This window comes from Achromobacter sp. ACRQX (assembly GCF_022346505.1).
Lineage (GTDB): Bacteria > Pseudomonadota > Gammaproteobacteria > Burkholderiales > Burkholderiaceae_B > Achromobacter > Achromobacter animicus.
The window spans coordinates 1-17,498 of sequence record NZ_JAKRML010000006.1 but is presented as its reverse complement, the minus strand read 5'-3'; the positions used below and the strand labels follow the sequence as shown (position 1 = coordinate 17,498).

18 protein-coding genes are annotated in these 17,498 nt (G+C 66.1%); 8 read left to right on the top strand and 10 right to left on the bottom strand.

Annotated features, from left to right (window positions below; genetic code table 11):
- The first annotated feature begins 4 nt into the window (after positions 1–4).
- Positions 5–895 (top strand): GntR family transcriptional regulator, encoded by an 891-nt coding sequence (locus MHZ91_RS07710; RefSeq protein ID WP_239213150.1) that lies wholly within the window; start codon positions 5–7, stop codon positions 893–895.
- 83 nt (positions 896–978) lie between these two features.
- On the opposite strand, the gene MHZ91_RS07705 is transcribed toward MHZ91_RS07710, so the two are convergent.
- From MHZ91_RS07705 to MHZ91_RS07675, 7 genes are all read right to left on the bottom strand, one after another.
- The gene (locus MHZ91_RS07705) at positions 979–2,376 is read right to left on the bottom strand and encodes a 3-carboxy-cis,cis-muconate cycloisomerase (RefSeq protein ID WP_239213148.1); all 1,398 of its coding nucleotides are present in this window, start codon (positions 2,374–2,376) and stop codon (positions 979–981) included.
- A gap of 25 nt (positions 2,377–2,401) precedes the next feature.
- A complete protein-coding gene (gene pcaG, locus MHZ91_RS07700) occupies positions 2,402–2,971 on the bottom strand; it encodes a protocatechuate 3,4-dioxygenase subunit alpha (protein ID WP_218344584.1) in 570 nt (189 codons plus the stop codon).
- A gap of 3 nt (positions 2,972–2,974) precedes the next feature.
- Positions 2,975–3,676 carry a protocatechuate 3,4-dioxygenase subunit beta gene (pcaH, locus tag MHZ91_RS07695; protein ID WP_175126187.1) on the bottom strand — a complete coding sequence of 234 codons (702 nt, stop codon included), beginning with the start codon at positions 3,674–3,676 and terminating at the stop codon, positions 2,975–2,977.
- Positions 3,677–3,744: 68 nt separating this feature from the next.
- Complete coding sequence (locus MHZ91_RS07690; RefSeq protein WP_175138018.1) at positions 3,745–5,025, bottom strand: TRAP transporter large permease subunit; 1,281 nt, start codon at positions 5,023–5,025, stop codon at positions 3,745–3,747.
- A complete protein-coding gene (locus MHZ91_RS07685; protein ID WP_370633061.1) occupies positions 5,022–5,588 on the bottom strand; it encodes a TRAP transporter small permease in 567 nt (188 codons plus the stop codon). The genes MHZ91_RS07690 and MHZ91_RS07685 overlap by 4 nt, the downstream gene beginning before the upstream one ends.
- A gap of 49 nt (positions 5,589–5,637) precedes the next feature.
- The gene (locus MHZ91_RS07680) at positions 5,638–6,081 is read right to left on the bottom strand and encodes a type II 3-dehydroquinate dehydratase (protein WP_056563405.1); all 444 of its coding nucleotides are present in this window, start codon (positions 6,079–6,081) and stop codon (positions 5,638–5,640) included.
- 20 nt (positions 6,082–6,101) lie between these two features.
- Positions 6,102–7,109, bottom strand: coding sequence for a TRAP transporter substrate-binding protein (locus tag MHZ91_RS07675; RefSeq protein WP_239213146.1), 1,008 nt, complete (start codon positions 7,107–7,109; stop codon positions 6,102–6,104).
- Positions 7,110–7,236: 127 nt separating this feature from the next.
- Here MHZ91_RS07675 and MHZ91_RS07670 point away from each other — a divergent pair, with 127 nt between their 5' ends.
- Positions 7,237–8,064: an IclR family transcriptional regulator gene (locus tag MHZ91_RS07670; RefSeq protein ID WP_239213144.1), complete on the top strand. Its 828-nt coding sequence runs from the start codon at positions 7,237–7,239 to the stop codon at positions 8,062–8,064.
- Here MHZ91_RS07670 and MHZ91_RS07665 read toward each other — a convergent pair.
- Positions 8,061–8,894 carry an IclR family transcriptional regulator gene (locus MHZ91_RS07665; protein WP_175126182.1) on the bottom strand — a complete coding sequence of 278 codons (834 nt, stop codon included), beginning with the start codon at positions 8,892–8,894 and terminating at the stop codon, positions 8,061–8,063. The two genes, MHZ91_RS07670 and MHZ91_RS07665, sit on opposite strands and share 4 nt — an antisense overlap.
- Positions 8,895–9,066: 172 nt before the next feature.
- Here MHZ91_RS07665 and MHZ91_RS07660 point away from each other — a divergent pair, with 172 nt between their 5' ends.
- Together MHZ91_RS07660 and MHZ91_RS07655 are read left to right on the top strand one after the other, a co-directional pair.
- The gene (locus MHZ91_RS07660; protein WP_239213142.1) at positions 9,067–10,098 is read left to right on the top strand and encodes a TRAP transporter substrate-binding protein; all 1,032 of its coding nucleotides are present in this window, start codon (positions 9,067–9,069) and stop codon (positions 10,096–10,098) included.
- Positions 10,099–10,100: 2 nt separating this feature from the next.
- On the top strand, positions 10,101–10,784 hold the full coding sequence (locus MHZ91_RS07655; RefSeq protein WP_239213140.1) for a hypothetical protein: 684 nt from the start codon (positions 10,101–10,103) through the stop codon (positions 10,782–10,784).
- Between the two features lie 46 nt (positions 10,785–10,830).
- Here MHZ91_RS07655 and gudD read toward each other — a convergent pair whose 3' ends face one another.
- Entirely contained in the window at positions 10,831–12,177 is a 1,347-nt protein-coding gene (gudD, locus tag MHZ91_RS07650; RefSeq protein ID WP_175184018.1) for a glucarate dehydratase, read from the bottom strand.
- 46 nt (positions 12,178–12,223) lie between these two features.
- Entirely contained in the window at positions 12,224–13,195 is a 972-nt protein-coding gene (locus tag MHZ91_RS07645) for a tripartite tricarboxylate transporter substrate binding protein (protein ID WP_175126178.1), read from the bottom strand.
- Between the two features lie 215 nt (positions 13,196–13,410).
- Between MHZ91_RS07645 and MHZ91_RS07640 the strand changes: the two genes are divergently transcribed.
- The 4 genes from MHZ91_RS07640 (at position 13,411) to MHZ91_RS07625 (ending at position 17,310) form a co-directional block, all read left to right on the top strand.
- A complete protein-coding gene (locus tag MHZ91_RS07640; RefSeq protein WP_239213138.1) occupies positions 13,411–14,436 on the top strand; it encodes a LacI family DNA-binding transcriptional regulator in 1,026 nt (341 codons plus the stop codon).
- A 197-nt stretch (positions 14,437–14,633) separates the two neighbouring features.
- The gene (locus MHZ91_RS07635; protein WP_239213137.1) at positions 14,634–15,281 is read left to right on the top strand and encodes a DedA family protein; all 648 of its coding nucleotides are present in this window, start codon (positions 14,634–14,636) and stop codon (positions 15,279–15,281) included.
- A gap of 33 nt (positions 15,282–15,314) precedes the next feature.
- Entirely contained in the window at positions 15,315–16,316 is a 1,002-nt protein-coding gene (locus MHZ91_RS07630; RefSeq protein ID WP_239213136.1) for a bestrophin family protein, read from the top strand.
- A 115-nt stretch (positions 16,317–16,431) separates the two neighbouring features.
- On the top strand, positions 16,432–17,310 hold the full coding sequence (locus MHZ91_RS07625) for an RNA polymerase sigma-70 factor (protein ID WP_239213135.1): 879 nt from the start codon (positions 16,432–16,434) through the stop codon (positions 17,308–17,310).
- Positions 17,311–17,498 lie beyond the last annotated feature (188 nt).

Sequence of the window (17,498 nt, the reverse complement as noted above, 5' to 3'; positions counted from 1 at the left end):
TCCCATGGCGCCCGCCACGCACGACGCATTGCCCGATCTTGACCGCGCGGGAGACATCCCGCTGCATGCCCAGGTGGCGTCGCGGTTGCGCGGATACATCCGCACGAACAAGCTCGCGGCGGGCGCCGTGCTGCCCAGCGAGGCCGCGCTGTGCGACCGCTTCGGCGTGGCGCGCAGCGTGGTGCGCCAGGCCCTCGCAGCACTTGCCGCCGAAGGCCTCATTCAACGCGAGACCGGCCGCCCTGCCACCGTGGCGGCGCCGCAGGAGCACCGCCGCCTGGTGCAGCGGTCCACCGGTCTGTACGAACAGTTCGCCCAGTCGGGCGTTGCGCTGCGCACGCGCGTGCTGGCGCTGGGCCCGGCCGAGCCGCCCGCCGAGGTTGCCGAGTTCTTCGGCACCAGCCGCCTCCTGATGCTCGAACGCCTGCGCCACGTGGCCGAAGCGCCGCTGGCCTACGTGCGCACCTGGCTGCCCGCCGACGCGGTGCCCGGCCTGCGCGCCGAGCACCTTTCCGACGCGTCCCTGCACGGCGTGCTGACGCGGCAGTTCGGTCTGCGCCCCGGCGCCGGCCGCAACCAGATCCGCGCGGTCGCGGCGGACAGCGCGCTGGCGGCCCTGCTGGACACGCAGGCCGGCACGCCGTTATTGATGCTGCAGGGCCAGGGCATGGACCAGCACGGCAAGCCGCTGGAATGGTTCACCACCTGGCACCGCGCCGAACAGCTGGTGTTCGACGTGGACGTCAGCATGGGTCATGAAAGCGTGCAGCCCCGGCTGCATGAAACCGCGCCCGAACCGCAGGCGCCGGTCAACACACCGGATCCGCTGGCGCGCGCGCAGGCGCTGGTCGCGGAGTTGTCGGCAGAATTGGCGCGACTGCGCGGGCAGTCCTGAATCACAACGCAACGCGCGCGATGCGGTTTTCAGCGTTCTGAGCCGCTGCGATGCGCAGGCGCTTCAAGCCGCTTCAAGGCGCTTCAAGCCGCCTTCGCGCCGGCCCCGCTCGCCTTCCAGGCCGCCAACACGCTGTCGCAGATCGCCGGCGCCTCGCCCACATAATTCGCCGGATTGCCAAGACGATCGAGGTCATCGTCACTGAGCATTCCACGCGTCGCGGCATCGCTTTCCAACGCCTCGCGCAGCGCATCCCTGAGCGAAAGCCCGTTCGCAACAGCATCGCGCGACGCGCGTTCCACCAGCGCATGGGCGGGCAGACGGCCCAGCCGGGCGCCCAGCGCCAGCATGTAGGCCTCGCCCAGGATGAGGCCATCGGTCAGCGCAAGATTCTTTGCCATGCGGTCCGGATACACCTGCAGCCCATCCAGCACGCTGCCCAAATGGCGCAACGCCCCACCCGTCAGCGCGGCAATCTGGGGCAGCACATCCCATTCGGCCTGCCAGCCGCCCAGCGCGCGTTCATGTTCCTGGATCATTCCCGACAGCATCGTCGACACCAGCGGCGGCACGCGTATTGCGGCGGCCAGGATGGCCGCGCAGCCCACGGGATTGCGCTTGTGCGGCATGGTGCTCGATCCGCCTCGCCCCGGGCCCGATGGCTCGCTCACTTCGCCGACCTCGGATTGCGCCATCAGCGACAGGTCCCGCGCAATCTTGCCCATCGTGCCGGTCAGCACCCCCAGCGACGCGGCCAGGCTGGCAAGCCGGTCGCGGTGCGTGTGCCATGGCACCGCAGCCGCGCCCAGGCCCAGCTCGGCGGCCAGCGCCTGCACCACCTCGTTTGCCGACGGTCCCAGGCTGGCCAGCGTGCCCGCGGCGCCGCCGAACTGCAGCAGCGCCATCTGTGACGTGTCCTGCCGCACGCGCAGCCGGCTACGTTCCAGCGCCGCCAACCAGCCTGCCGTCTTGGCGCCGAATGTCGTGGGCAGCGCATGCTGCAGCCACGTGCGTCCCACCATGATGGTGTCCCGATGCGCGCAGGTCAGCCGCGCACACGCCAGCGAGGCGCGCTCCAGCCCCGCGTCCAGCCTGGCCGCCACCTGAAGCAACTGCAGGACAAGCGCGGTGTCCAGAATGTCCTGGCTGGTCGCGCCCCAATGCACGTAGCGGGCGGCTTCGGCATCCACGCGCGCGACGGCCGCGGTCAGTTGCTTGACGAAGGGGATGGCGATGTTGCCCGCCGCCACCGCAGCCCTGGCAATGCCGTCCACGTCCAGCACGTCGCGGATTTCGCCACCCCGGCAGACCTCATTGATGGCGGTTGCGGCACTTGGGGGAATGACGCCGCATTGCGCCTGCGCGCGCGCCAGGGCCGCCTCCACGGCAAGCATCTGGCCGAGGGTCGCCGCGCCCGAAAACAGCGACAGGATCGCATCATCCGAATAGATGGATTCGGTCAGCCCGGAAAGGTTGCTCATCGTGTAGACCTCGTCGCACACCGGCTCAGATGTCGAAGAACACGGTTTCTTCCGAACCCTGCAGGACGATGTTCCAGCGCAAAACGCCCGCCTCCGCCGCTGTTGCCACCAGCGTGCCGCGCCGGTGTGCGGGCACTTTGGCCAGGATCCAGTCCTGCTCGTTGGCGCCGGGCTCATCCGGAAAGTACATCCGCGTCGACAGATGCTTGAGCAGGCCGCGCATGAAGACGGACACCACCAGATGCGGCGCCTGCATCTGTCCTTCCGGGCCGGGCACACAGCCCGGCTTGATCGTGGTGAAACGAAAGCCGCCGTCAGGCTGCGTCGCCACCCGGCCAAAGCCGCCGAAGCCCGCGCCGCCCTCGTCATGCCGGGGGTCGTCCGGATGCCCGTACACACCGCGCGCATCGGCCTGCCATATCTCGACCATGCCGTCCGGCACAGGATTGCCCTCGCCATCGATTACGCGTCCTTCGATGACGACGGGCGCCGCGCCCAGGTCGCCGCACCCTGCCGTCAGATCGTCACGGTTCAACCCGGACAGCCCGATGTGCAGATAGGGACCGACAGTCTGTGAACTGGTGGGATAGAGCATGCGTTACTCCATGGGGGTGGCGTTGCGGCCGCGCAGGACGATGTCGAAGCGATAGCCCAGCGCGTACTCGGGCACGGTGGTCTCCCAATCCAGCGCAGCGATCAGCCGGTTGCGCGCCTTGGCGTCTGGCACGCACTGGAAGATGGGATCGAACTCCAGCAGCGGGTCGCCGGGGAAATACATCTGGGTGACCAGACGCGTGGCATAGGCTCGGCCAAACAGCGAAAAGTGAATGTGCTGCGGACGCCATCCGTTGTAATGGTTGCCCCACGGATACGCCCCCGGCCGGATCGTCTTGAACTGGTAGCGCCCCTGCGCGTCCGTGACGGTTCGCCCTTCGCCGCTGAAGTTCGGATCCAGCGGCGCATCGTGCTGATCGCGTTTGTGCAGATAGCGGCCCGCGGCATTGGCCTGCCAGATCTCGATCAGCGCGTCCGGCACCGGCCGGCCGTTCTCGTCCAGCACCCGGCCGGACACGATGATGCGCTCGCCGATCGCCTCCGCCGTGGAGACGCGGGTCAGGTCGTTATCGCCCTGTTTGACGAACGCCGCACCAAACATCGGCCCCGTGACCTCCGAAAGCGTCTGCGGCACGACGATCAGCGGTTCGTTCGGCGAGCGCAAACGCGTGGATCCATACGGATCGAAACGGTAGCCCGGCTGGGTGTCCCAGAAGGGGCGCCGGTATTGAGCAAGATCGGACATCGCGAAAAATCTCCAATGAATCGGGCTTCAGGTTGCGCCGGCGAGCGGCGCGGGAGGCGCGTTGGCGCCTACCCGCCAAACCACCGCGCGGGAATGATCACCAGGGCCGGAAAGGCCACCATCAGGAACATGACGAGAAACTCGGCGGCCATGAACGGCAGGACGCCGCGCGTCACGTCGTCCATCTTCATCTTCCCCACGCCGGCCACCACATTGAGCACGGTGCCCACGGGCGGCGTGACCAGCCCGATCGAGTTGTTGATGATGAACAGCACGCCGAAATACACCGGATCGATGCCCGCCGCGCGCACCACCGGCATCAGCACGGGCGTCAGGATCAGGATGGTCGGCGTCATGTCCATGGCCGTGCCCACCACCATCACCAGCACCATGATCGCGGCCATCAGCAGGATCTTGTTGCCCATGAAAGGCTGCAACATGTCCACGACCTTGGACGGCAGATCGGCCACGGTGATCAGCCACGCGCTGACCATGGCGGCGGCAATCAGGAACATGACGATGGCGCTGGTCTTGGCTGCCGACACGAACACTGCGTAGAGCTGATTGAGCTTGAGTTCGCGGTACACCAGCGTCGACACCAGCAGCGCGTAGGTCGCAGCGACGACCGCGGCTTCGGTCGGCGTGAAGACGCCCATCCGCAGCCCAACCAGGATAATCACCGGCAGCATGAGCGCCCAGATCGCCTTGCGGAACGCGGTGGCAATTTCCTGCGGAGACTTGCGCGGCGGAGGCACGATCTTTTCGCGCCGGACCAGAAACGCCCACGTCAGCCACAACGCCCCACCGATCATCAGGCCGGGCGCGATCGCCGCCATGAACAGTTTGGAAATTGACACATTGGCCGCCACGCCGAAGATGACCAGGCCGATGCTGGGCGGAATGACCGGACCGATCACACCTGTCGCGGCAATCAGGCCGCCCGCGGTCTGCTTCTTGTGGCCGGCGCTGACCATCATCGGCAGAAGCAGCGCCGTCAACGCGGCGGCGTCCGCCACAGCCGATCCCGACAGCGCCGACAGCAGGCAGCCCGCCATGATCGTGACGTAGCCAAGCCCGCCCTTCACGTGACCGACCAGCGCCAGCGCAAGATCGACGATACGGCGCGACAGCCCGCCCACGTTCATGATTTCGCCGGCCAGCATGAAGAACGGCACCGCCAGCAGCGGGAAGCTGTCCGCCCCGCCAATGACGTTCTGCGCGAGGATCTGCGCGTCGAAGATGTCCAGATGCCACATGAGCGCCACGCCGCTGGCCAGCAGCGCAAAGGCGATCGGCACACCCAGCGCCATGACCCCCAGCAGCGATCCGATGAACACGGCGATCGTCATGCGCTTCTCCCGGGCGCGCCGTTGCCGGCATCCTCGAGAATCTGCTTGAGCTGCACCGCCTCTTCGGATTCCTGGACCATGATCAGATCCTGGTCCTGCAGCTTGCCGGCGAGCACGCGGTACAGATCCATGGCGATGATCAGGCCCGCCATCACCGAGAACACCAATCCGGCCACGTAGACAATGGCCATCGGCAAGCCGCTCACGGGCGCGCTGACGTCCGCATTGATCACCGCCTGATCCCAGCTTCCCTTGAACATGAGGCTCACGATGTAAAGCATCAGGACCTGTCCCGCGACGAGGCAGATCTTCTTGCCCGCCGTGGGCAGCTTGGCCACGACCATGTCCATGCCCAGGTGGCCACGCTCCTTCAGGGCGATGACCGCCCCTAGAAACGTCAGCCAGATGAACATCCAGCGCGACAGCTCTTCCGACAGCGTGATGCCGGAGTTAAAGCCGTAACGCGCCACGACATTGCCGAAGACCAGCACCACCATCGCCGCCAGCAGCAAGGCGATGGCGAACTCCAGCACACGGCAGACCGCGCCGATGAATCTGTCTATGACGACCATGGCCAGCCTCCTTGCGGCGTCTGATGCGCAGGCGCCGGGCTCATGCCTTGGCGTCCTGCAAAAGCCCGACCAGGCCACGCAACGCCGTCAGGTAGGACTGGGGGCCCAACCCTTGCACCGTGCCGCGCACCGCCGGCGAAATGATTGAATGCGCGCGCCAGGTCTCACGGGCGGCGATGTTCGACATGTGCACCTCCAGCGTGGGAAACGGCATGGCCTTGATGGCATCGTGCAGCGGCACGCCGTGCTGGGTCAGCCCGGCAGGGTTCACCAAGGCGCCCTGGGCGGAGTCGATGTTCTCGTGCAGAAAGTCGATCAACGCGCCCTCATGGTTCGATTGCAGCGTCGACAACTGGACGCCCAGTTCCGCGGCCAGCGCCGCCAGGCGGTCGTTGATCTCCGCAAGCGTCGTGGTTCCGTAGATGTGCGGCTCGCGGCGGCCGAACAGGTTGAGGTTGGGGCCGTGCAGGACAAGGATCTTCATGATGGGGATGCCGGTGCGGGTTACTTGCGGATTCGGGCGAGTTCGTCGTTGTAGAGCTTGACGATCGCGGGGTCGTAGCTGCTGGTGAAGTGCTCGATCACCGGCTTGACGACCTGCTGCATGCGCGCCTTTTCGCCCGGTTCGATCGTGTTGAACTGGATGCCCTTGGCCTGCAATTCCGTCACGGCCTTCTGCGCGGCGGCCCGGCTGACTTGGCGCTGGTACCCGCGCGCTTCAGTAGCTGCCTCTTGCAGGATCTTCTGCTCGGCGGGCGACAGCTTGTCCCAGAACTTCTTGCTGACCAGCACGATATTCGCGGCATACACGTGGTTGGTCGCGCTGACGAACTTCTGCACTTCATAGAACTTGTTGGACAGGATCACCGAATAGGGATTTTCCTGGCCGTCGACCGCCCGCGATTCCAGCGCCCCATACAGCTCTGCAAAGGGCATCGGCACGGGATTGGCCTTGAACGCCTTGAACGTATCGAGGAAGACGGGATTGGGAATCACGCGGATCTTCAGGCCCGCCAGATCCTCCGGCTTGCCGATGGCGTGCTTGGAGTTCGTCACGTTGCGAAAACCGAGGTCCCAGAAGCCCAGCGCGACCAGTCCTTTTTCGGGCAGCTTGGCTATCAGCGCCTGCCCCAGCGGGCCGTCCAGCAGCGCGTCGGCCTGCCCGAAGTCCGTCACGGAAAACGGCAGATCAATCAGCCCGAATTCCTTGACGATGCCCGCCAGCGACGTGGAGGCCGGCGCGGACATCTCCTGCACGCCGCCCTGCAGCCCGGACTGTTGCTGCATTTCATTGCCAAGCTGCGAGGCGGGAAATTCCTTGACCTTCAGCTTGCCGCCGCTCTTGGCCGCCACCAGTTCCGTGAACTTCTGCACCCCGGCGCTCACCGGATGATCGGTGTTGTTCAGGTGGCCAAAGCGTATCGTGCGCTCCTGGATGTCCTGCGCGGCGGCCGTCATGGCGCTGGCGCACAGGGCCGCCGTCAATGCAATGCGGAAAAGGCTGGTCTTCATCGTTGTCTCCGGTGTTATTTGGAATTTTTTCGATGTCTGGCAAGACTCGGTAGTGGAATGTAATTCCGAGTGGAATAGTTTTCCACCTAGGGTTATCATCCATCACCCCACTACTTGTTGAGATGACATGGCCGGAGTCCTCGAACGCGCGCTCGCCGTCATGGAGTACCTGTCCTCCAGACCCGAAGGCGTCCCCCTCGCCTCACTTGCCCAGCAACTGGAGATTCCGCAGAGCGCCGCGCACCGTCTGCTGACAGACCTTTGCCGCTGCGGCTATGTGCGCCAGATCCGGGATCACGGCGACTACGCGCTGACAGCCCGCGTCGCTTCAATCGGGTTGAGCTATCTTGCGGCGACAGGCATCGTCGACATCGCCCAGCCGCTGGTGGATCGGCTGGCGGACATCTCCGGCGAACTCGTGCGGCTGGCCATCGTGGACAACGAAGAGCGGCTGACCTGGGTTGCGAAGGCGCAGGGCGCGCGTCACGGCCTGCGCTACGACCCGGAGATGGGCTCAGAAGCCAGGCTGTCGTGCAGCGCCTCGGGCCACGCGTGGATGCTGACGATGACCGACGAACGCGCGCTGGACCTGGTCTCGCGCCAGGGTTTCGGTGCGCCGGAGGAATACGGTCCCAATGCCCCCACCACCATCGCCGCGCTGACGAAGATGCTTCAGGCCGGACGCAAGCGCGGCTACGCCATGATCAATGAAGTGTTCGCGCCGGGCATGACCGCGATGGCAGCGCCCGTGCAGCGCAAGGGCGAGGCGGCCATTGGCGTGTTGAGCATTGCCGGTCCCGCGATGCGCCTGACCGAAGCGCGGATGGAGGCGCTGGGTCCCGACCTGCTGGCGGCTGCGCAGGAACTGGCGCTAGCCAGCCTGGCATCGCCGATGTTCCGGACACGCTTCCCGATGCAGGGCCGCAATTCCGGAGACGAGGCGTCCGCGGATTAATCCGCCGCCGGCTCTTCACCCTGCGCGGGGCCGTTTCCCCAGGTGCCCACGCGCGCGGAGCGCAGCAACGGCGAGGCGTCTCCGGCCTGCGCCAGCTCGCTTGCCGCGCGCAGCAGCGCCGGCCCGAATTTCTCCATGGCTTTAACGGTCAAGCGTTGCGACGGACCGGCCACCACCAGGATGCCGGTGCTTTGATGCCCGGGACGGCGGATGGGAGCCGCCATCGCGCTCATGCCGGCCGCATAGACGTCCTGCAGAATGCTGTAGCCGCGCCGCCGATGCGCGTCCAGGCTGGCGAGCAACGCGCGGATCGACGTGGGGGCATTCGGCCCGAAATCCCGCGGTTTTCCCAGCCCCTGTTCGGTGACGTAGGCAATGGCCTGGTCTTCGGGCAACGTCATCAACCACGCGTGGCCGGCCGCGCTGCACGACAGGCGCAGGTCGATGCCCATGTCCGGGTCGTACAGCAGCCCGGATTTCGCACCTTGCGCCTTGGCCACCAGCGTCAGGCGTTTGCCGTCGACGATGGCCAGGCGCACGAGTTCACCGGTTGCCGCTGCAAAACGGTCGATGACCGGCTGCGCGATGTCGATCACGCCGGACCGGCTCAGGAAACTCAAACCCATCGACGCCAGCTTGGTCGTCAATGCGTATTCGCCCCGCACCGACGTCTGCCGGACGTAGCCAAACTTCATGAGTTCGTGCAGGGTCCGGTGACATCCGCTGCGCAGTTGATGCAGGTCGTCCGCAATGTCGGCGAGATTCGCGCCGTCGGGATGGGCAGCCAGGTATTCAAGCAACGCCAGTGTTTTTTCGATTGCCCCGCTCATCGCGCTCTCCGGGTGACCATCCATGGAATCGTTCAATTTTTGAATTCAATCAAATTTTGAACGGGATTCAAAATTATGCCCTATGCTCGCAGCCGGGTATTCACACGATGGCCCGCCGCCGTAACCGCATCAACCGGACCTTTGCCAACGACAACCGAAGAAGGTGCTTGTGATGAATTCAAATAAAACGTGCTTGCGCATCGCCGTGAATGCCGCAGCGACCATCCTGGCCTGCCTTGCCGTAGCGGGAACCGCCGCCGCACAGGAGATCAAGGCGCGCACGATGAAATTCGCGTTCAGCCTGGCTGCGGACCATCCCCTGGGCCAGGGCGCGCAGAAATTTGCCGATCTGGTCGCCGAGAAAAGCGGCGGCAAGATGAAGGTGTCGATCTACGCCAATGCGGTGCTAGGCGGCGATCCCCAGAATCTGTCGGCCGTTCGCGGCGGCACGCTGGACTTCACCTCGATGGCGACGGGCCTCCTGGCCGGCATCGACAAGCGGTTCATGGTCTTTGACCTGCCGTTCCTGTTCAACGACGCACGAGAGGCGTACGCGGTTTCGGACGGACCCGTTGCCCAGCGCCTCTTGAATGGCCTGTCCGATCACGGCCTGATCGGCCTGGGCATCTGGGACCTGGGCTTTCGCAACATGACCAACAGCAAGCGCCCGATCGCGCAGGCGCAGGACCTGCAAGGCCTGAAGATGCGCGTCATTGCCGCCCCTGTCTACATCGACATGTTCAAGACGCTGGGCGCCAACCCGGTGCCGATGACGTTCGGAGAGGTCTACGGCGCGCTGGAGTCCAAGGCCATCGACGGCCAGGACAATCCGGTGGGCGTGATCCTGTCCGCCAAGTTTGCCGAAGTGCAGAAATACCTGTCGCTGACGCGCCATATCTACACGGGCATGCCATTCCTGATGAGCCGCAAGACGTGGGACAGCATGTCGGAGGCCGAGCGCAAGATCATCCTGGAAGCGGCCGCCGAGGCCAAGGCGGAAGAACGGCGGATCTCGCAGGCCAAGGAAGCGGTGGCCATCGACGATCTGCGCAAGGTCATGCAGGTCAACACCTTGACGCCTGAAGCGGTCGAGCGCCTGCGCGGCGCAGTCAAACCGGTGGTGGACAAGTTCGCGGGCGAAATCGGACCCGACGTCATGCAGCAGGTCACCGCGGAACTTGCCGCGTTGCGGGCCAAGAACTGATCATGGCCATGCTCGGAAAGGCCGCGATCGCAATGTGGTGGGACATTGCGCCGGCTTGGCGCGAGGAGTTCGAAGACTGGCATACCCATGAGCACTTCCCGGAGCGCATGGGCGTTCCCGGGTTTCTGCGCGGCACGCGCTGGACCAGCGCCCAGGGCGGAGAAGGATTCTTCGTGTTGTACGAGCTGGATGCCTACGAAACGCTGGTCTCCCCCGGCTACCTCCAGCGGCTCAACGCCCCCACGCCGTGGTCCACGAAGCTCATGCCGCAGCACCGCAACATGATCCGCAGCCAATGCCGCGTGGTCGAGAGCGTCGGCGGCGGCTTGGCCAGATATGCCCTGACGATTCGCCTGTCCCCCCAGCCGGGGTTGGAGGAAGCGCTGCGTGCGTATCTGAAGGCGCATGCGGCGGCCGCAGCGACGCAGCCGGGATTGTCCGGCGCGCATCTGATCGTGACGGACACGCCGGCAATGAACGCCACCACGGAACAGAAAATACGCGGCGGAATAGACCGCGCGGCCGACTGGATCTACGTCGTCAATGGTTATGCGATCAACGCGGTGACCGCCTGCGACGGCGACATTCTGAACTCGGCCCAGATGCGCGCGATGACGGGTGGTGGCCCGGCGTGGTCAGACGTCTATTGCCTGTCCCACACACTGGAGCGTGCGGGGGCAAGGTAGTTCCCTGCCCCGCGCCCTGCCCCGTCACCGCCCGGCGAGATGCCGATCAGCGCACCATGCAAGGCCGCTTGTTGTCGAACTTCCATCCAGGCACCAGATACTGCATCGCCGTAGCGTCGTCGCGCGCGCCCAGGCCGTGCTGCAGATAAAGCTGATGGGCGCGCTCGATCGCGTCCATGTCCAACTCGATGCCCAGCCCGCCGGTCTGCGGCAGCTCGACATAACCGTTGCGGATCTGCAGCGGGTTGCGGGTCAGGTGCTGGCCGTCCTGCCAGATCCAGTGCGTGTCGATCGCGGTGACGCGGCCCGGCGCGGCGGCGCCCACATGCGTGAACATCGCCAGCGACACGTCGAAGTGGTTGTTGGAATGCGAGCCCCACGTCAGGCCGAACGCCTGGCAGGTTTGCGCCACGCGCACCGAGCCCTGCAGGGTCCAGAAATGCGGGTCGGCCAGCGGGATGTCGACCGATTGCAGCGACAGCGCATGCGCCATCTCGCGCCAGTCGGTAGCCACCATGTTGGTGGCGGTGGGCAGGCCGGTGGCGCGGCGGAATTCGGCCATGACCTCGCGGCCCGAAAACACGCCTTCGGCGCCGCACGGGTCTTCCGCATAAGCCATCACGCCATGCAGGTCGCGGCACAGGCGCACCGCGTCCTTGAGCAGCCAGCCGCCGTTCGGGTCGAGCGTGACGCGCGCCTCGGGAAAGCGCTCGTGCAAGGCGCGGATGGCTTCGACCTCTTCTTCGCCGCGCAGCACGCCACCCTTGAGCTTGAAGTCCTGGAAGCCGTAGCGTTCGTGGGCCGCCTCGGCAAGGCGGACGATGGCCTCGGGCGTCATTGCCTTTTCGTGCCGCACGCGCAGCCAGCCTTCGGCGTCGGGCGCCGTCTGGTAAGGCAACGGCGTTTGTGCGGAGTCGCCCACGTAGAACAGATAGCCCAGCATCTGCACGGACGTGCGCTGCACACCTTCACCCAGCAGCGCCGCGACGGGCACGCCCAGGTGCTGGCCCAGCAGGTCCAGCAGCGCCGATTCCACCGCCGTCACGGCATGGATCGCCACGCGCAGGTCGAAGGTCTGGGCGCCGCGGCCGGCGCTGTCCAGCCCAGCGAAGGCCTGGCGCATCTGATTCAGCGTGTGCTGATAGTTGCCGATGGAGCTGCCCGCGATCAGGGCGCGTGCGTCCTCCAGCGTGGTGCGGATCTTTTCGCCGCCGGGGACTTCGCCCACGCCGGTGTTGCCCGCGCTGTCGGTCAGGATGACCAGGTTGCGCGTGAAGTAAGGGGCGTGAGCGCCGCTCAGGTTGAGCAGCATGGAGTCCTGGCCGGCCACCGGCACGACGCGCATGCCGGTGATCGTGGGCGTCTGGGAGGCTTGGGATGCGTGAAGAGTCATGATTGCTTCTTGAAAAAGCCCGGCCGCCACGGCCGGGCGCGTTGCGTCATTGCACGGAGATGCCGCCGGTCTCGATGACCTGCTTCCAGCGGGCGCTTTCCTGTTGCTGGAATTTCGTGAAGGCTTCGGGCGAGTTGGCGACGACCTCCAGGCCGATGTCGGTGAAGGGCTTGCTGATCGCCGGATCCTTCAGGGCGGCGGTCAGGGCGGCGGACAGCTTGTCGCGCACGTCGGCGGGCAGGTTCTTCGGGGCCACGACGGCCTGCCAGGCGTAGACGTCGACGCCCGGCACCGACGCTTCGGCGAACGTGGGCACGTCGGGCAGCACCGGCGAACGCTTGGAACCCGTGACGGCGATGGCCTTGAGCTTACCGGACTTGATGTGCGGCAGCACGGCATTCACGTTCTGAAAGGACATCTCCACCTGATTGCCCAGCAGATCGGAAATGGCCGGTGCGCCGCCCTTGTACGGCACGTGCAGGCCCTTCGTGCCGGTCTTCTGCCAGAAGAGTTCGGCAGTCAGGTGGTCGGACGACCCCGCGCCCGACGTCGCGAAGCTGATCGCGCCCGGCTTTTCCTTCAGCAGCGCCAGCACATCCTGCACGCTGTTGACCTTGGAGGCGAGCTGCGGGCTGACCACCAGCACGTTGGGGGTCTGCACGGCCACGGTCAGGTACGTGAAGTCCTTGGCCGGATCGTAGGTGATGCCCTTCATCAGGTGCGGCGCCACCACCAGCGGGGCCAGCGACGTGACCATCAGGGTGTAGCCGTCCGGCGCGGCGCGGGCCACCTGCGAGGCGCCGATCGTGCCGGTGGCGCCGGCCTTGTTTTCCACGACGAAGGATTGCTTGAGCTGTTCACCCAGCTTGTTGGCCAGCGCGCGCGCCACCGAATCGGTCGCGCCGCCGGGCGGGAACGGCACGACGACGGTGACGGCCTTGTCGGGCCAGGCGTGCGCCACGCCGGCCGCGGCCATCAGGGTCAAACCAACAATCCACTTGCGCGCGTTGCTCGTCATTACTGTCTCCGGTATGGGTTCTTTTATGGACGTTAACGTTAACATTTCCTTTGTTAACGTTAACATCGCGGCCTTTTTAGAATATTTCTTCGCCCTCTCCGGCTACTATCCGGACAAACCCTAACTGCCTCCGGCCCGCAAGACCGGCGTCTGCAGGTAGGCTTGACCCCAGTTTCACGTCCGTTCCTGCTCCCCTTTCGATGCGCCCGTCCCGAATGCCGTCCGCCGATTCGCCTTCCCGCTCCCCGGAGCGCGCCAACGTCACCGTGCGCGAGGTGGCGCAGGCGGCCGGGGTGTCCATGATCACCGTGTCGCGCGCCATCAATACGCCGCAGCAGGTTTCCCCGGCCACGCTCGACAAGGTCAATGCCGCGATCCAGGCGCTGGGCTACGTGCCCAACCTGATGGCCGGCAGCCTGCGCCTGTCACGCAGCAACCTGGTCATGGTGCTGGTGCCCTCGATCACGGGCTCGCTTTTCGGCGGCATGCTCACGGCGTTGACGCGGTCGCTAGAGGCCAAGGGCTTCCAGCTCATGGTGGGCCAAAGCGGCTACGACTCACCGCGCGAGGACGCCCTGCTGCGCGCCATCATCGGGCGCCGACCCGACGGCATCGTGCTGACGGGCGTGATGCATTCGCCGCAAGGCCGGCAATTGCTGAAAGCATCCGGCATCCCCATCGTCGAAACGTGGGACGCGACGGACGCGCCCATCGATATGCTGCTCAGCCTGTCGCATGACGCGATCGGGGCCGCGGTCAGCCACTACCTGCGCGACGCCGGCAAGACGCGGCAGGCGGTGCTTAGCGGCGACGACCACCGCGCCCGGCTGCGCGCCGAAAGTCTGGTCCGCGCCGCCGTCGATTCGGGCCTGCCCGAACCGCTGGTGCACTACATGCCCGCGCCGACGACGCACGCGCAAGGCCGCGAAGGCCTGCGCGCCCTGCAGCGTTCTGGCCAGGGCATCGACGCGGTGTTCTGCAGTTCGGACATGATGGCCGCTGGCGTCCTGACGGAGGCCGCGGCGCAAAAGCTGGAGGTGCCGCGGCAATTGGCCGTGATGGGCTTTGGCGACATGGAGATCGCCGCGTCGATGTCGCCGGCCATCACGTCCGTGCACGTGGATGGGGCCGCCATCGGCGCGCAGGCGGCCGAGATGATCGGCCTGCGCGCGAACGGCCAGCGTCCCGCGCAATCGGTGGTGGAAATCGGCTTTCGCATCGTGACCCGCGACAGCGCATAACTCTGGCCCGCAGCATCCTCGCAGCGCATTGTTGTCGCCCGGACAACACCGTGCGTCCCTGCGCGGGTCTACCGCGCCGCGAGCGCCACCTCTAGGATCTGTCCTGACCGGCCACGCACCGCGGCGCGGCGATTCCAGGAGATCCCACATGCCCACGTCCGCCATCGCGCCCCACCGCAATACGCAGGGAGCGCCGCATGCTGCCGCATGAATGGATCGCGCAATACGGCGTGCTGGCCGTGTTCCTGAACGTGCTGGGCGCATCGCTCGGCCTGCCGCTTCCCGTCATGCCCACGCTCATCGCCGTGGGCGCCAGCCAGGCGGCGACGGCCGGCGCAGCGGGCCACGTCGCCTTGCCGCTGGCAGTCGTGCTGGCAGCTGCGGTGCTGGCGGGCGTGCTGGCGGACCTGCTCTGGTTCCGCGGCGGCCGACGCTATGGGCCGCGCACGCTGCACACCGTGTGCAACCTGTCGCTCTCGCGCGAGGCCTGCATCAGCAGGACCGAGCGCTTCTTCAACCGCTGGGGCGTGCGCCTGTTGATCGTCGCGCGCTTCATGCCCGGTCTGTCGATGGTGGCCGTGCCGCTGTGCGGCGCAAGCGGCACGCGCCTGCGGTCGTTCGTCTGGCACGACTGCGCGGGCTTGGCGTTGTGGGCCGCGGCGGGGCTGGTGCTGGGCGCAGTATTTTCCGCGCGGGTGGAAGCGTTGTTGGCAGCACTGAGCGCGCTGGGCGGCCGCGCGTCGGTCGTAGCCATCGCAGCGGCGGTGCTGTTCCTGGCGTATCGCTATGCCCGGCGCGCGTGGGGCTCGAAAGCGGCGCGCCAGGCCGACCCGACCGCTCCTTGAACGGACGTCTGAAGGCAATCAGGAATCGACATCATGCACCTCGGAAAATCCTATCGCCTGTGCGAATTCGTGGTCTGGACGCGCCGGACCATCTATATCCTCGCCGCCCTCAGCCTTGTGCCCGTGCTGCTGTACCAGGTGGCCGGCATGAAATGGCTGACGCTGCCTTTGTCGGTGGTGACGCTGTTGGGCACCGCGACCACGTTCGTCGTGGGCTTCAAGAATGTGCAGACGTACACGCGCACGGTCGAAGCGCAGAAGATCTGGATGGGTATCGTCAGCGCCAGCCGCGCGTGGGGCATGCTGTGCGGCCACTATGCGGGTGACGCCGGGCGCGCCGCAGGGCTGGTCGACCGGCATCTGGCGTGGCTGACGGCCCTGCGTTATCAGCTTCGCGCGCCCCGGGTCTGGGAGTCCATGCAGAACCGGCCGAATGCGGAATACGGCAAGCGCTACGTGATCCCCGAGCGCCGCATGCCGCTTGATTCCGCGCTGGCCCGTTACCTGCCCGAAGCGGAAGTCTCAGCCTTGGCGACGGCAGACAACAAGGCGGTGCAACTGCTGGATGGGCAAGCCCGCGCGGCCAGGCAACTGTTGGACGAGGGCGCGATCACGGCGTCGGAATACGCTGACCTGAACGGGCGACTGCGCGACCTGCTCGACCTGCAAGGGCAGGCCGAACGCATCAAGGATTTTCCGTATCCGCGCCAGTACGCGATCATCAACACGCTTTTCGTGCGCGCGTTCTGCGTGGCGCTGCCTTTTGGCCTGACCGCGCAGTTCGACCTGATCGGCGACGCTGCGGGCGGCTTCATGCAGGGCCAGATGGCGTGGCTGGCCGCGCCCTTCAGCGTCATCATTTCGTGGATCTACACCTCGCTGGAACAGGTGGGCCAGAGCACCGAAAATCCGTTCGAAGGCAACGCTAACGACGTGCCGATCAGCCAGTTGAGCACGATGGTGGAACGGGACCTGAGGCAGATGCGCGGCGCCACGGCGCTGCCGCCGCTGTGCACGAATGACATCGTGCTGTAGCTCTCGCGGCTCAAGATGGGAGATCGCCATGGACGTCCCGCGCGCTTGTCGCAGGCAGGCCCCTGCGGCAAAATACCTGCCTCCCTCCCCCCTCGTCCCGGCGCTGGCCCTCTCCATGACCGACTCTGTCGCCCTCTTCGACCAGCACCGTTCCCGCCTTTACGCCATCGCCTACCGGATGCTGGGCGCCGTGGCCGAGGCCGAAGACGTGGTGCAGGAAGCCTGGCTGCGCTGGCACGGCGCCGACCGCGCCGTCATCCAGAACCCGGAAGCATGGCTGGTCACCGCCACGACGCGGCTGTCCATTGACCACCTGCGCGCCGCCAAGGCCGAGCGCGAGAACTACGTAGGCGTCTGGCTGCCCGAGCCCATGCTGATGGCCGCGCCGTCGACGCCGGAGCAGATCCACGAGATGGCGGACGACGTTTCGGTGGCGTTTCTGTTCATGCTGGAACGACTGTCGCCGGATGCTCGCGCGGCGTTTCTGATGCGCGATGTGTTCGACGCGGACTACGAAGACATCGCACAAACGCTGGACAAGAACCCCGCCGCCATCCGCCAGATGGTACGGCGGGCGCGGCAGCAACTGCGCCAGGGCGCACCGCGCGAAACAGTGCCGCGGGCAACGCTGCAGCGTCTGTTGCAGGCGTTTGCGGATGCGATGCAGCGCAGCGATTTCAACGGGCTGCTTGCTTTGCTGAGCGACGACGCCGAACTCATCGGCGACGGCGGCGACAAGGTCACGGCATTTGCCAGCCTGGTTGGCGGCAAGCGACTGGCGCAACTGTTTTATGCGGGCAAGCGCCGGTATCGCGACGCGCTGGACGTCGAGGTGGTGCAGGTGAATGGGCAATGGACCTTGTTGCGCTTCATCGATGGCGAGCTGGAATCCGTGCAGTCTTATGAGACCGACGGCGAGCGGTTGACGCGGGTGCTGGTGCAACGCAATCCGGACAAGCTGGCTCGTATCGCTGCGGAGCTCAAGCGTTCCTGACCGACGCGGTTTGCGCGGTTTCGGAGTTGTTGGTTGTAGTGCCGGGTTGGAGTTAGGGGCGCGGTTGGGTTCTTAAGACGCCCGGCGCGGCGTGGGCCTGGGGTGGGCGGGGCTCCGATTGCGGTCCGGAGCCTTCGCTCCGGACTACCCCGTCCTCAACCTCGTCCGCCTTCGGCTCCCTTCGGTTT